This is a genomic window from Prevotella mikamonis (assembly GCF_055381405.1).
Genome location: NZ_AP035785.1, coordinates 2,193,890 through 2,208,193 on the forward strand (window position 1 = coordinate 2,193,890; position 14,304 = coordinate 2,208,193).

The 14,304-nt window shown below is 45.8% G+C and carries 10 protein-coding genes and 2 tRNA genes; 6 read left to right on the forward strand and 6 right to left on the reverse strand.

The window, feature by feature from the left end:
• Positions 1-122 precede the first annotated feature (122 nt).
• Complete coding sequence (pnp, locus tag ACZ42L_RS09210) at positions 123-2,366, reverse strand: polyribonucleotide nucleotidyltransferase (protein ID WP_464715913.1); 2,244 nt, start codon at positions 2,364-2,366, stop codon at positions 123-125.
• 397 nt (positions 2,367-2,763) lie between these two features.
• On the opposite strand from pnp, the gene ACZ42L_RS09215 reads away from it, so the two are divergent.
• From ACZ42L_RS09215 to ACZ42L_RS09235, 5 genes are all read left to right on the forward strand, one after another.
• The gene (locus ACZ42L_RS09215; RefSeq protein ID WP_464715914.1) at positions 2,764-4,401 is read left to right on the forward strand and encodes an RNA-binding domain-containing protein; all 1,638 of its coding nucleotides are present in this window, start codon (positions 2,764-2,766) and stop codon (positions 4,399-4,401) included.
• Positions 4,402-5,040: 639 nt separating this feature from the next.
• Positions 5,041-5,418: a fluoride efflux transporter CrcB gene (crcB, locus tag ACZ42L_RS09220; RefSeq protein WP_464715915.1), complete on the forward strand. Its 378-nt coding sequence runs from the start codon at positions 5,041-5,043 to the stop codon at positions 5,416-5,418.
• A 143-nt stretch (positions 5,419-5,561) separates the two neighbouring features.
• Positions 5,562-6,734 carry a thioredoxin-like domain-containing protein gene (locus ACZ42L_RS09225; protein WP_464715916.1) on the forward strand — a complete coding sequence of 391 codons (1,173 nt, stop codon included), beginning with the start codon at positions 5,562-5,564 and terminating at the stop codon, positions 6,732-6,734.
• A gap of 135 nt (positions 6,735-6,869) precedes the next feature.
• Positions 6,870-8,300 (forward strand): sialate O-acetylesterase, encoded by a 1,431-nt coding sequence (locus tag ACZ42L_RS09230; RefSeq protein WP_464715917.1) that lies wholly within the window; start codon positions 6,870-6,872, stop codon positions 8,298-8,300.
• Between the two features lie 5 nt (positions 8,301-8,305).
• Positions 8,306-8,827 carry an NUDIX hydrolase gene (locus ACZ42L_RS09235; RefSeq protein WP_464715918.1) on the forward strand — a complete coding sequence of 174 codons (522 nt, stop codon included), beginning with the start codon at positions 8,306-8,308 and terminating at the stop codon, positions 8,825-8,827.
• A gap of 46 nt (positions 8,828-8,873) precedes the next feature.
• On the opposite strand, the gene ACZ42L_RS09240 is transcribed toward ACZ42L_RS09235, so the two are convergent.
• Positions 8,874-9,317 carry a D-Ala-D-Ala carboxypeptidase family metallohydrolase gene (locus ACZ42L_RS09240; RefSeq protein ID WP_464705916.1) on the reverse strand — a complete coding sequence of 148 codons (444 nt, stop codon included), beginning with the start codon at positions 9,315-9,317 and terminating at the stop codon, positions 8,874-8,876.
• Between the two features lie 159 nt (positions 9,318-9,476).
• Positions 9,477-9,549: transfer RNA gene (locus ACZ42L_RS09245), tRNA-Pro, on the reverse strand.
• A 114-nt stretch (positions 9,550-9,663) separates the two neighbouring features.
• Here ACZ42L_RS09245 and ACZ42L_RS09250 point away from each other — a divergent pair.
• A tRNA-Phe gene (locus tag ACZ42L_RS09250) sits at positions 9,664-9,736 on the forward strand.
• A gap of 71 nt (positions 9,737-9,807) precedes the next feature.
• Here the strand turns inward: ACZ42L_RS09250 and ACZ42L_RS09255 are convergent.
• From ACZ42L_RS09255 to ACZ42L_RS09265, 3 genes are read right to left on the reverse strand one after another with little or no spacing between them, the layout of a single operon-like run.
• Positions 9,808-10,623 carry a DUF3108 domain-containing protein gene (locus ACZ42L_RS09255; protein WP_464698550.1) on the reverse strand — a complete coding sequence of 272 codons (816 nt, stop codon included), beginning with the start codon at positions 10,621-10,623 and terminating at the stop codon, positions 9,808-9,810.
• 10 nt (positions 10,624-10,633) lie between these two features.
• Positions 10,634-12,643 carry an Ig-like domain-containing domain gene (locus ACZ42L_RS09260; protein WP_464715919.1) on the reverse strand — a complete coding sequence of 670 codons (2,010 nt, stop codon included), beginning with the start codon at positions 12,641-12,643 and terminating at the stop codon, positions 10,634-10,636.
• Positions 12,644-12,674: 31 nt separating this feature from the next.
• Positions 12,675-14,213: a GH3 auxin-responsive promoter family protein gene (locus tag ACZ42L_RS09265; RefSeq protein WP_464715920.1), complete on the reverse strand. Its 1,539-nt coding sequence runs from the start codon at positions 14,211-14,213 to the stop codon at positions 12,675-12,677.
• Positions 14,214-14,304: the final 91 nt, after the last annotated feature.

The following is a 14,304-nucleotide window of genomic DNA, read 5'->3' on the forward strand; positions in this document are numbered from 1 at the left end:
GGCAAAAATTAAAATCCTCCCCACGGTTTTCATCAAACCATGAGAAGGATTTTTCTATGTGTGTTGTCTACATCCGGGCCGCATGGCCCGAACTGTAAACTACACCTTATTATATATAAGGCTTAGTCGTTGCTCTCGCTATGCTCGTGACGTGGCTGACGGTCTCCGTCTCTACGAGGACGACGTTCGCCGTTGTTCTCGCGACGTGGACGACGCTCACGTTCTACATAACCTTCAGGTTTGGGCAGCAATGCACGGCGAGAGAGCTTGTATTTACCAGTCTTGGGGTCAATTTCAAGCAGTTTCACCTGTATCTTGTCGCCTTCCTTGATACCTGCATCTTCTACAGTCTCAAGACGCTTCCAGTCGATTTCGCTGATGTGGAGCAGACCGTCCTTGCCCGGCAGAATCTCTACGAAACAGCCATAAGGCATGACAGAGCGGACAGTACCGTCGTAGACCTCGCCTATTTCGGGGATAGCCACGATGGCCTTAATCTTTGCCAACGCTGCATCAATAGCATCCTTGTTGGGAGCTGATACCTGTACGTGGCCCTTGCCGTCGCTCTCGTCGATAGTAATGGTAGCGCCGGTGTCTTCCTGCATCTGCTGGATAATCTTTCCGCCAGGGCCGATAATAGCGCCGATGAATTCCTTAGGAATATCGAAAGCCTCGATACGAGGTACCTGCGGTTTCATTTCTGCACGCGGTTCGGAGATGGTCTCCATCATCTTGTCGAGGATATGCTCGCGTCCAGCCTTTGCCTGCATCAATGCCTGTTCCAGGATTTCGAAGCTCAGACCGTCGCACTTGATGTCCATCTGGGTAGCTGTCAAGCCGTCTTTCGTACCAGTGGTCTTGAAGTCCATATCGCCCAAGTGGTCTTCGTCGCCCAGGATGTCGCTCAAGATTGCGAACTTCTCTTCGCCCGGATTCTTAATCAGTCCCATAGCGATGCCCGATACGGGCTTCTTCATCGGCACACCGGCATCCATCAATGCCAATGTTCCGGCACATACGGTAGCCATAGAAGACGAACCGTTAGACTCCAGAATCTGGCTTACCAGACGCACTGTGTAAGGGAAGTCTGTAGGAATCTGACCCTTCAGACCGCGCCATGCCAAGTGGCCGTGGCCGATTTCGCGACGACCTACGCCACGCTGAGCCTTCGCCTCGCCTGTAGAGAACGGTGGGAAGTTGTAGTGAAGCAGGAAACGCATGTAGCTCTTGTCGAGCACATCGTCGATCATCTTCTCGTCGAGCTTCGTACCAAGTGTACAAGTAGACAGCGACATCGTCTCGCCACGCTGGAAGATAGCACTTCCGTGAGGCATTGGAAGGGCAGAAACCTCGCTCCAGATAGGACGAATTTCGGTGGTCTTGCGACCGTCAAGACGCATACCCTCGTCGAGAATGCAACGGCGCATGGCGTCGCGCATCACGTCGTCGTAGTAGCGATGAGCCTCGGCATGCTTCTCATCCAGTTCGTCGGCCGAAAGGTCGGTATGTGCTGCATCGTACTTCTCAATGAAGTCGGCCAATATCTTATCGAAGGCATCCATGCGGGCATGCTTCTCAAGAGCCTGCTTGTTGACGTCGTAAACCGACTGATACAACTCGCTCTTAATCTGCTGGCGCAGGTCTTCGTCGTTAATCTCGTGATCGTAAGCGCGCTTCACGTCCGTGCCCAGCTCCCTGGACAGCTCGTCCTGCAACTCGCACATAGGCTTGATGGCCTCGGCAGCTACCTTCAACGCACCAATCAAATCCTGCTCCGACACTTCGTCCATCTCGCCTTCCACCATCATGATATTGTCCTTGGTGGCACCCACCATCAAGTCCATATCGGCATCTGCCATCTGCTGGAATGTAGGATTGATCACGTACTCGCCATTGATGCGTGCCACGCGAACCTCAGAGATAGAATAGTCGAAGGGAATATCTGAACAAGCCATAGCGGCAGAAGCTGCAAAACCAGCCAGTGCATCCGGTTGGTCCACGCCATCGGCTGAAAGAAGCATCACTTGAACATAAACTTCAGCATGGTAATTAGAAGGGAAAAGGGGGCGCAGTGCACGGTCTATCAGACGAGAAGTGAGAATCTCGTTGTCACTGGCTTTGCCTTCGCGCTTGGTAAATCCGCCGGGAAAACGGCCGGCAGCACTGTACTGCTCGCGATAATCTACTTGCAAAGGCATGAAATCTGTACCCGGAACGGCATCCTTAGCTGCACAAACGGTTGCGAGGAGTACGGTGTTGCCCATGCGGAGTACCGCAGCACCATCGGCTTGTTTTGCAACTTTTCCGGTCTCAATCGTGATAGTTCTTCCATCAGGCAATTGAACTGTTTTTGTAATTACGTTCATCTAAAAAATTAAAACTTTATTGTTTTGATTGACATCTAAAAAATATTTCGTTACAAAGATACTGCTTTCATAGATAAGTCAAGACGAAAATCCCGATTATTTAGCAAATTATCACATTACTGCAAAGGCTCGGCAGCAATGTTGCAGAGATTTAGCAGTTTTCGTGCAAAGGCCAAACAGCAACGCTGCCGCGGCCTTGCAGTTTTTTAAGTGTTAGATTGTTAGTTTTTGAGTTGATGAGCTATTGAGTTTTTAAGTTGATAAGTCATTGAGTTATCTCTTACTAACCCTCAATATTATTTGATTAAATCTTCCATTGTATCACTTATTTTTGTACCTTTACAACCAAAGATTGTTGTTGACAATCATGATGACCCATAATGTTAGAATCACAAATATGATAGACCTATCGCACATACTTGGCATGAAAGAAGACTGCCATCTTGAAGCAAAAAGCGCAAAAGGAGGATTTCCTGATTCTTTTTGGGATTCCTATTCTGCTTTTGCAAATACTGATGGTGGAACAATTCTCTTGGGGGTAGAAGAGAAAACAGACCACACACTCTACATGAAAGACGGATTGGCAGATGCCGAAAAGATGAAGAATGACTTTTGGAATATGGTCAACAACCGTCAAAAGATTAGCCACAACATCGTAACCAATAGTATGGTCTATGTTGCCACACTAGAAAACAAAGATATTCTGGTAGTCGAAGTACCACGGGCAGAACGTACAGCTCGCCCTGTCTATAAAGGACAAGACCCTCGCAGAGGTACTTATCGAAGATGGAATGAAGGAGATCACTTGTGTTCTATCGAAGAGATTAGTGCCATACTACGTGATGCTTCAAATTCTTCGCTTGACGCAACGCCTATCAAGGATATGGGAATGAATGTATTTTGCGAGGAAAGTATCAATAGCTATCGCAATGTTTTTAAAAGTACCAATCCAAACCACCTTTGGAATCAACTTGACAACAATATGTTTCTCCGCCGCATTAAAGCTATATCTGTGGCAAACGATGGACAATATCATCCTACTGAAGCTGGTTTGCTAATGTTTGGCTATGAATATGAGATAACCAATCATTTTCCCCAATATTTCCTTGATTACCAAGAAGACCGTGTAATGATAGGTGTTACCCGATGGAAAGACAGAATCACATCAGCTTCAGGAGATTGGAGTGGCAATTTATTTGACTTTACATTTAAGATTCTTCCAAAACTTCAGTCGAATCTAAAAATTCCATTTGTTCTTAAAGGAATACAAAGAATCGATGATACACCCATGCACAAACTGCTGCGCGAAGCTGTTGTCAACACCCTGTCGAATGCCGATTATTGGGGAAGACAGGGAATTGTCATATCTAAAAACAAAGACGGTTTCGTCTTTGCCAACCCAGGACGCCTTCGTATCCCAAAGAAAGAGGCTATAGGAGGTGGAGTATCAGACCCTCGTAACAGTACCATTCTTAAATTTTTCTCACTTATCCGTTTTGGAGAACGTGCCGGAAGCGGTTTGAATGGCATCATACATGTATGGAATACTGTCTATCACACTGATGCTTCAATCATAGAGAAAGAAGGAGAAGTAGATAGAACCATCCTCACTCTACCATTCAATGGACATGAGCAAGATGTAGAGGCTATGCTTCAATTATATGATGACTACGATACTATTATCAACGATGTCGTTAATAATAAAGTCAAAACAGAAAAAAATGGAGAAAATATCAACGAAAAAATAAAAATAAAGAGTTTTATCAACGAAAAACTATCTACAACTCCAAATATCAACGACAAACTATCAATTACCACCGATATAGTTGATAACCTTGTTGAGATTGTTTGTTACATAATATCAAACGACCATTCAAAAACAGATATTATAGCCAATGTCATAGGTAAAAGTATATCAAGGACCAGGGAATACCTTCAGGCACTTACTGCAATTCATATAATATCTCCCGAAGGTAGTAATAAAAATCGTACTTATAGTATCAATAAGGATGTCGTAGAATCACTCTATAGTTGATTTATCATTGTAAAATTATACTCTACTAAAATTCACAAGCACGACTATAACGCAAAAAAGGGAGTAATCATGCTGCCGATTACTCCCTTTTATCATCTTTGGATTTTACACACATTCGTAGCTACGAAAGAAATCGTCGTCTTCGTTGTATACATTCTCAAGGTCGAAATCGTCCTCATGATACATTTTGGGTTGTCTTTTCATAACGTATCTCCTTTCTTTGTTCAAGTGTATGCAAATATACTAAATACTCTCATTCCATTTGTCAACAAACACGAAAAAAGCAGGTTTCACCCCGTTCTCGGAATAAAAACCTGCCACATACACAATACGTCATGTAACTTGAGTTATCTATCTTCAATACCTAAAGTATAAACCTAATACCTATAATCAACAGTCATCATCCTGATTTTTATAACTCTCTAATTCTTTATGTTTGCTCTCTAACTTTTGTCCATTGACTGTTTGATGGTTGCAAAGTTAGGCAGGATATGCGTCATCGGCAAGGGGTTTTCCATATACACGAGGGGGATTTTCCCTACACTTTCAAGGGTTTCCCCGTCCCGATAGATTCCCTATACGTAAAAAACAGCTTCAAGGCATACGTAAAACCATGAAAATGAGTACCTTTACACGCTGATGATACGAACTATACTGATAGTGGCAATGGGCGGAGCCATAGGGACGGTGCTCCGCTTTCTGCTCTCGCGCTCCATTCAGGGCAGCATTCTCTCGGTGTTTCCCTACGGCACATGGGTGGTCAACGTGCTAGGCTGCCTGCTCATAGGCATCTTCTATGGCCTGTCGGCACGCGTGGCCTGGGCCGGCGGCGACATGAAATTATTTCTCACAGTGGGCCTGTGCGGCGGTCTTACCACGTTCTCTACCTTCTGCAACGAGAACCTCATGCTCCTACGCGACGGCCATCCGCTCACGGCAGCTCTATATGCCGGTGTCAGTCTGGCAACGGGATTGGTGGCCGTCTATGTCGGTCATGCACTGATGAGACAATTCTGACAAGACGGTGGAACGATTTCCACAGCCCCCCGTTCATAACGGGTGTAGATGTCTGTGAAATGGTGTAAAAAACAAAACAATTAATTTTGTGTTTCGACCCATTTCTATTACTTTTGTATGCAAAACATGAAATAACCTAATCAATGAATATATCTAGACTCCACATTACAGCCATCATCACACTGGCAAGCTTGAGTTTCGTCTCTTGCAACAACAAGAAATTCCATGTCAACGGTGAGATTACCGATGCCAAAGACTCTGTGCTCTACTTTGAAAACATGAGCCTCAATGGTCCGGTAGTCACAGACTCTGTAAAACTGGATGCCGATGGTCGTTTCAGCTTCGATGAGAAGGCTACCGATGCACCCGAATTCTACCGTCTGCGCATTGCCGGCCAGATTATCAATCTGTCTATCGACTCTACCGAGACCGTGAATGTGAAAGCATCGTATCCTACGATGGCTTCGAAATATGAGGTCAGCGGTAGCGACAACTGTGCCAAAATCAAGGAACTGGCCCTGATGCAAATGGGACTTCAGGCACAGATAAACGCCATCGCCAACAACCCCGGTATGGGCGTAGAGGCAGTAGAAGACAGTGTGGGTAAGGTGCTCACGGCCTATAAGAACAACGTGAAGATACAGTATATCTTCAAAGAACCGATGAAGGCATACAGCTATTTTGCCCTCTTCCAGGCTTTCACGCTGGGCAATGTGAACTCGCTCATCTTCAATCCGCGCAACAACAAGGACGATATCAAGGTGTTTGCTGCCGTGGCTACAAGTTGGGATACCTATTATCCCAAGGCCGAACGTGGACTCAACCTGCACAATATTGCCATCGAGGGAATGAAAGATGTGCGCATACTCGAAGCCAAACAGCAGGCCGCTACCATAGATGCCAGCAAGGTAAAGGTGGCCGGACTGATTGATGTTCCACTGCGCGACAACCGCGGTAACATGCGCAGTCTGACCCAACTGGCCGGAAAAGTGGTGTTGCTCGACTTCCATGCGTTCAGTACACCGGAAAGTCCGAAGCGTATTATGATGATGCGTTCGCTCTACAACAAGTATAATGCTGCCGGATTTGAGATTTATCAGGTGTCTGTCGACCCCGACGAACACTTTTGGAAGACACAGACTGCCGCCCTGCCTTGGATCAGTGTGCGCGACGAGAACGGACCGAGCAGTCCGATATTGTCGCAATACAACGTACAGAGCATTCCCACCTTCTTCCTCATTGGCCGTGACAACACGCTCGTAAAGCGCGACGTTCAAGTGAAAGACCTGGACAGCGAAATCAAGGCTCTGCTGTAAACGAAATCACAAGAAACACTATATACGAAAAGAGACGATGCTGGAACATCGTCTCTTTTTTATGGACAAATAAGAATAAAAATAGCCGTTTTTTTCGTAATATTGCATTTGATATATCTAAACAAACAAAAGAACATGCTAAAACGAATTGTACTATGCTCAGCATTGGTTGCCGTAACTTTGGGCAGCTATGCCAAAGTGAGACTTCCACGGATGATTGGAGACAACATGATTCTCCAGCAAAACACCAATGCCCGACTATGGGGCTGGGACAAACCGGGTACGCCCGTCAAGGTAACGACATCCTGGAACGGGAAGAGTTACCAGGTGAAAACGGGCAAAGATGGTAAATGGCTCGTAGAAGTAGCAACTCCGAAAGCCAGCTATACGCCCTTCAGCATCACCTTCGACGATGGCGACATGACTACCGTCAAGAATGTATTGGCCGGCGAAGTATGGGTGTGTGCAGGACAAAGCAACATGGAGATGCCCGTCAAAGGATTTGACAACTGCCCCGTAGAAGGGTATAACAAGGCCGTGACAGAAGCCCGTCAATACAGTGGCATCCATTATATGCCCATTCCAAGCACTATGGCCATGAAGCCACAGGAAGACGCCCGCGGTGGCGAATGGAGAGTGATAAGCCCCGAAACGGTAGCTTATGCTTCGGCTACAGGATATTTCTTTGCACAAGTGGTGAACAAGGCGCTCGACATCCCTGTAGGCATCATCATGGCAAACAAGGGGGGAACACGCGTAGAAGGATGGCTCGACGAAGCCAATCTGAAAAAATATACGCAAGAACCACTGGATACAGCACAGATAATCAAGAAATACAAGACCGGATATCATCGTCCGCTGGTATGGGGCAACGGCACTTTCAATCCCATACTCAACTATACCGTCAAGGGAATACTCTATTATCAAGGCTGCTCTAACGTGGGCGATCCGGCCGGACAATATACCAACCGACTGAAAATGTTGGTAGAGCAGTGGCGCCGCGACTTCAAACTTGGCCAGATACCTTTCTACTTTGTGCAGATAGCTCCATATAATTATGGCAAGAAAGACGGCGACGAGGGGGCTTTGTTGCGAGAACAACAATATAATGCTTCGCTCGTTATCCCCAACAGTGGCATTGTATGTACCGACGACCTGGTATATCCTTATGAGAGCGACCAGATACATCCGGCACAAAAAAGACAAGTGGGGGAGCGACTGGCATGGCAAGCACTGAACAAAACCTACGACATGAAGGAGATTATGTGTGAGAGTGCCAGCTTCAAAGATCTCAGAATAAGCAATGATACTTGCTACGTTCACCTGAAAAACGACTACAGAAGTATCAACCGATATGAAGATTTACAAGGATTTGAAGTGGCCGGCGAAGACCGTGTTTTCCATAAAGCCAATGCACACTACTACTACACCAAGGGCATCATTATCACCTGTCCTGAGGTGAAGAAGCCCGTGGCCGTGCGCTATGCCTTCAACAACTGGGGCTATGGCAATGTGAAAAACGGTGCATTATTGCCGCTATTCCCCTTCAGAACCGATAATTGGTAACCATTATGTTGCTCGATAAATACAGTTATTGTCCTGTCTGTGGCAGCCAGAAGTTTACTGCCAACAGCGATAAAAGCAAGGTCTGTGGCGATTGTGGATTCGAATTGTTCATGAATCCGAGCAGTGCCAATGCCGCCATCATCACCAATCAGCACGGCGAAATGCTTGTGGTGCGACGTAAAAAAGACCCTGCCAAAGGTACACTCGACCTTCCCGGAGGATTCGCCGATGCCGGTGAGACTGTCGAAGAGGGTGTATGCCGCGAGGTGAAAGAGGAAACCGGACTCCATGTGACGCGTGCAGAATACCTCTTCAGTCAGCCCAACCTATATGTGTATAGTGGCTTGACAATACCGACCCTCGACTTATTTTTCCGTTGCCACGTGGACAATATCAGTGATTTAAAAGCTGCCGACGATGCCGATGAATGTCTATGGATTCCGATAAAGGAAATCAATCCGGCCGACTTCGGACTACATTCTATCCGAACAGGAGTAGAAAAATTCATCGCCGACATAAGGCTATAAACAACAAAAAAGGCTATCCTAATTGCTCAGGATAGCCTTTTTCATCTTATTTCATACTCAATATACCTATTTTTCTACGATTGTTTGAAGCGTTGTAACTCACATGCAACCACAGACAACCATTCTTTAATCTGCGCTCAAAGAGCAGTTGGTCGAACACCAAATTGTCTTTAATGAAATTGAAGTAGCGCATGCCCATCTCCCGATTCGAGATATGTATGTCGGCAGCCTGACCACATAGATGCTGCGAAGTGGGCACACCTCTCACACGATTATTCAATGCTTCACATCTGAATCCGCTTGTAATAATGATGCGACCGAAGCGTTGTCGCAAAGGTTCTAACACATATTTACACAGCAATCTCAGGTTTTCTACCTCTTCAGCATTAGGTATATTCTCGATACCCAACTGCTCTGCCGTCCCCGAACGCGTCATTTCCCAAAGCGAAAAATGAGGAGACAGCATCATGTTTTGATTCTTGTTATCCATACAGTATTACTTTTTGATTTGTTAGTATCACTGCAAAGATATTTCCATTCGTCCATAGTCATGCCCCTGCGGCGCATACACTTGTGCATACATAAGGGCAGGAAAATAAAAAAACAGTTTATCAGGTTGACATCACAACACCGATAAACTGTCTTCAAGTCGGGATGAGGCGACTCGAACGCCCGACCCCTACGTCCCGAACGTAGTGCGCTACCAACTGCGCTACATCCCGATTGGTGTTGCAAAGGTACGGTATTTTTTTGAATATGGATATTTTCTATCTGAAAAATTTGCCAGACTTACGTAAAAAGTGTATCTTTGCACTCGCTTTCGAAAAGCAACTGTTGGTGCCATAGCTCAGTTGGTAGAGCAAAGGACTGAAAATCCTTGTGTCCCCGGTTCGATTCCTGGTGGCACCACTCCTCCTTTCATTAGGCCGCTATTTCTCCTCGGAGAACAGCGGCTTTTTTCATTATATACCCTTTGCCACCTACTTTTCTATAGACTGGATAGGGTTGCGGAGTCCTCTGGCATTGACCAGAAAGGCCTTGGCAGAGCCAAATCTGAGAAACATGTCGAGCCGCACAGGAACATGGTTCTCGTCGTCTGTGACATAGAAATCGACGATACGCTTGAATTTTCCCTCGCTCCATTCCATATAAGCCAGACGCAGACAACGGTATTTCACACCATTATCACCCTTCACCACACTCACTCCATCGAAGCGAATCTGTGCCGGTGTACGTCCATTTCCATCGGCAATGGGAAATTTTACCACCTTTCCTTTCTTCCAATTCGTAGGATCAAACGAGCGTGCACGCATGAAAATACTCACCATATCATATACACAATCACTATAGGAATGTCGTTCCCACGAATGCGTACCATCATTGTGCTGGCGATGTTGGCGCAGATTGCACTTACCACCATCGTAATTATAGAACACCTCGTCGACCGTATAGCGCTTGCCTTCGCGCGCTCCTTTACGATAATAAAGCGGCTCTAAATCAAGCGTATTATAGCAAAGCAGTGTGTCGCGCAACACAAACATATTGTCTACCCGTTCACTTCCGCGCGTGGTAAGACTGCATCTGTAGGCCAATTTGCTGTTATAATTGCTCTGAACGGTAGACATAGAAGCTGTACCGGCTTTGACCCACACAAACTTCCAGTTATAGTATAGATTGTAAGAAAGAAATTCTCCCGACTTGAAAGCTGTGTTCCGAAACGAACACTGAGCGTGACTGGCTGTCGTAGCAAATAGCAACAGCATCACGGCTATGATATTTCTAGTTATTCTGTCCATATATTATAGTTTAAATTCCAGGCACATATTGTTTGCCTAATTGTCTTGCCCGTTCGGCATTACGATGCTGAACAGTGCGTTTCTTTTCTGATTTCTGCTTTGTTATAGCCCCAGGTTTCTGCCTGTCAAGACTGGTAGATTTCGGATTCCACGACTCTGTAATATCCCATTTGGCACGGCATTCCAACTTTTGAGGATAATAATATACCTCTTCAGGCTGCCGGTCTTCGTCGTATTTACCCGTATCCCAGATACCATTTCCATTACGGTCGACAAACAAGCGCATATAGTATTCGCCCGGAGAGAGATAGAAGAATTCGGCCTGATTGTCTGTTGCCTTCACTTCCTTCACCACTTTGTCGCTGGAATCGAGCAGCTGTACCACCATATTCAGCGAATCCATACCCTGCAAAGTCACCAACAATGTGCTGTATTCATCGTTCGATTTTACCTTGAAACCATATTTCGACTTAGCCGATACATTGCCATAGATGTCTACAAATGCCGTACTATCCAACTCCAGACTATACTCAATATCGGGTCTCCATTCGCCCACAAGCTCGTATTTCAATCCATGTTGCAGGCTGTCGGGCTGTATCATCGTTCCATCGTCCGACCGTTTTGCCAACTGCCTGAAAAGGAATGGCGACCTGTACCACAACGAATCGTGCTTGGCATAGAGATGTATCTTCGTCGTATCAACACCTTCAAGCGGTGCCGACGATATGAATTGTATATTCTTGTCAGGGTCTAATTGTGTGCTCACCCTGACATCCATAGCCAATGGTTTGAGCGGCATGATACTGTCAAAGCGTTCACCTTTCTTCCTGGCTTTTTCGCTTTTCTTCTTCCATTCGTCCATCTCTTTCCGCTTTTCGCGCATACGCTTGGCATAGGGCTGCTTGGAAAGAATTTCCAACGGTTCGGTATGGCTGACCAGTTTACCCAGACTATCGGTCATCAAGTAGGTCATATCCATGTGCAACGTGTCTTGATTTACCAGCGCCGTATCTCTCAGCCAATAGGTAATCGTATCTTGTTTCAGATTGGTATCAATGATAAAGGCATCTTTCTCATTGAAGTTAAGACCTTTAATTTCAGGTAATTGCGTATTACCATAACTGAAAAACAAGGTAAACTTATTGGCTTCGCTGCGCTCACTCTTGATATAGTATCGGTCGGTCAACACCTCTGTAAACGCCCGCAACACCACATCATCGGGCATATAATGATGATATTGCACTCTGTCGATGGCAGCAATGTGCAGCGTATCGGTCCATGTGGTATCCTGACGAAAATCCTCTTTCACCGATGGCGTGATAGTATCGTGACTGAAAGCTATCATCTCGCTCTTCTGACTGAACATGTAATTACCATCCATATCCTGCAAAGCATAGATGCGATATTTCCCCGGCTTCACGCCTTTGATAACAAAATGGCCACGACTGTCGGTCCTACTCACACGCAGCATGGGCAACTTATGGAAAGCAGAGTCGGCCATATTTGCATAAAGACCCACCAAGATACCTTTCATCGGTTCCAGATTAGCGGCCTCCAATACATATCCCGACACCTCCATCGTATCTATCTCACTACCCGTAGAGAAGCTGTAAGTATAGTTGCCCAGTGGATTATTCTCGTTGTTATCACTGATAGCATCGCTGAAATCCACCGTATATGTGGTGTTAGGTCTCAACGAATCTATCAGTTTCACATCTATATATTTGCCCGAAGCCACTATTTCAGGCGTTTCTAATTGAGGCGGAGAGACAATTACATTCTCACTGGCATTCTCCAGTTTGATGAATTCATCAAACTGTATCCTGATGCGTTTCGAAGTAACATTTATACCTTTATCGGCCGGTGTAGCCCCCAGTACCTTCGGAGGTGTCTCGTCATACCATCCACCATCGGGATTTCCCATCCTGGCACACGATGCAATACCGGCAATCATAGCCAGTAATGCTATGATATGTAAGTTATTGAAAAGCCGTCGGTTTATTCCTTTCATTCTATTCATATATCTGTATTGCCGGTTTTCCTTTATTTTTTTAAGCTCTCGAAGCAGCATCGTAAACCGATGAATTCTGCATTTCAAGAATCTCGTCTATAAACTTTCGCGTGTTACTGAGACGTGGAACTTTATGTTGTCCGCCCATCTTTCCCTTCGACTTCAGCCAGTCATTGAAGAGATTCGGGCGCGCTTTCACTATTTCCAGATGCTGCAAAGTGATGTCGTGGAAACGTTTGGCCTCGTAATCACTATTAAGTTCCTGTAGGCGACGGTCCAGCAAATCACCAAATTCACTCAGGCTGGCAGGCGTCTTGGCAAATTCTATCACCCATTGATGGCAACATTTTGCCCTGCTATCCATAAATACGGGAGCGGCAGTATATTCAGACACCTCTGCACCCGTCTTCTCACAAGCATACGCCAATCCCTTTTCGGCATTGTCCATAATCAGTTCTTCGCCGAAAGCATTGATAAAATACTTGGTCCGGCCGGTAATGATAAACTTATAAGGATTCTTGCTCGTAAAGCTCACGGTGTCGCCTATCATGTATCGCCACAATCCACACGAAGTAGTAATGAGCATGGCATAGTTTTTTCCCACTTCTATTCCTTCGAGCGGAACTATCGTAGGATTATCGCTTCCAAACTCATCCATTGGCATAAACTCATAGAACACATCGTAGTCGAGCATCAACAACATCGACTTATCCTGTGGATCGTCCTGTATACCGAAGAATCCTTCGCTGGCATTATACGTCTCCATATAGTGCATATTGGGCGACGTGATGAGCTGTTCATACTGCGAACGGTAGGGCGTAAAGGCTATACCTCCGTGGAAGAATACTTCCAGATTGGGCCACACTTCTTCCAGATGCTTTTTTCCGCTCAGCTCCATCACCCTCACCAGTACGCTCAACATCCACGACGGAACACCCGACAGGTTGGTCACATTCTTGTTTAATGTCTCGCGGGCTATGCGGTCGCGCTTCACTTCAAAGTCGCTCAACAGAGCTGTCTGCTTCTTCGGTACACGCACCAAATTGGCAAACGGATTGATATTTTCTATCAATATAGCACTCAGGTCGCCCACCATCGATCCTGGCAGATTATAGTTTGGCGAGTGGCTACCACCCAGAATCAAGCTCTTTCCGTCAAAAAGTCGGCTCTCAGGATAATTGCGCAGATACATCGCCACCACGTCCTTACCCCCTTGATAGTGTATCTTGTGCAGACCACTAGCCGATACTGGGATGAATTTACTCTTGTCGTTGGTCGTTCCCGACGACTTGGCATACCATTTCACTGTACCCGGCCACAACACATCGGCCTCTCCGTGGCGCATCCGGTCTATGTCGTCCTTCAGGTCCTCGTACGTATTGACCGGTACGTTTTTTACAAATTCCTCGTATGTATGGGTATGATTGAGCAAATGATTTCTTCCATATTCCGTCTCTTTACCATGACGCAGCAACTGTTGCAACACCGTATGTTGCAAGTCCATGCCTCGCTCTTGATGAAGTTCCAAAGATTTCTGACGGGGAAGAAAAACCTTTCCTACAATACTTGTTAAACTCATGATTGAAAAGTTCTCGATTTAAATTGCAAATTTACCCCAAACTTTTGGAATAGAGGGATAATTTACTTAATTTAAGAAAGCATACACCATA

What these genes read in the sequence shown, in the direction of transcription:
- pnp (WP_464715913.1), bottom strand. Translation starts at nt 2,366, where the DNA reads ATGAACGTAATTACAAAAACAGTTCAATTGCCTGATGGAAGAACTATC.
- ACZ42L_RS09215 (WP_464715914.1), top strand. Translation starts at nt 2,764, where the DNA reads ATGATAGACCTATCGCACATACTTGGCATGAAAGAAGACTGCCATCTT.
- crcB (WP_464715915.1), top strand. Translation starts at nt 5,041, where the DNA reads ATGATACGAACTATACTGATAGTGGCAATGGGCGGAGCCATAGGGACG.
- ACZ42L_RS09225 (WP_464715916.1), top strand. Translation starts at nt 5,562, where the DNA reads ATGAATATATCTAGACTCCACATTACAGCCATCATCACACTGGCAAGC.
- ACZ42L_RS09230 (WP_464715917.1), top strand. Translation starts at nt 6,870, where the DNA reads ATGCTAAAACGAATTGTACTATGCTCAGCATTGGTTGCCGTAACTTTG.
- ACZ42L_RS09235 (WP_464715918.1), top strand. Translation starts at nt 8,306, where the DNA reads ATGTTGCTCGATAAATACAGTTATTGTCCTGTCTGTGGCAGCCAGAAG.
- ACZ42L_RS09240 (WP_464705916.1), bottom strand. Translation starts at nt 9,317, where the DNA reads ATGGATAACAAGAATCAAAACATGATGCTGTCTCCTCATTTTTCGCTT.
- ACZ42L_RS09255 (WP_464698550.1), bottom strand. Translation starts at nt 10,623, where the DNA reads ATGGACAGAATAACTAGAAATATCATAGCCGTGATGCTGTTGCTATTT.
- ACZ42L_RS09260 (WP_464715919.1), bottom strand. Translation starts at nt 12,643, where the DNA reads ATGAATAGAATGAAAGGAATAAACCGACGGCTTTTCAATAACTTACAT.
- ACZ42L_RS09265 (WP_464715920.1), bottom strand. Translation starts at nt 14,213, where the DNA reads ATGAGTTTAACAAGTATTGTAGGAAAGGTTTTTCTTCCCCGTCAGAAA.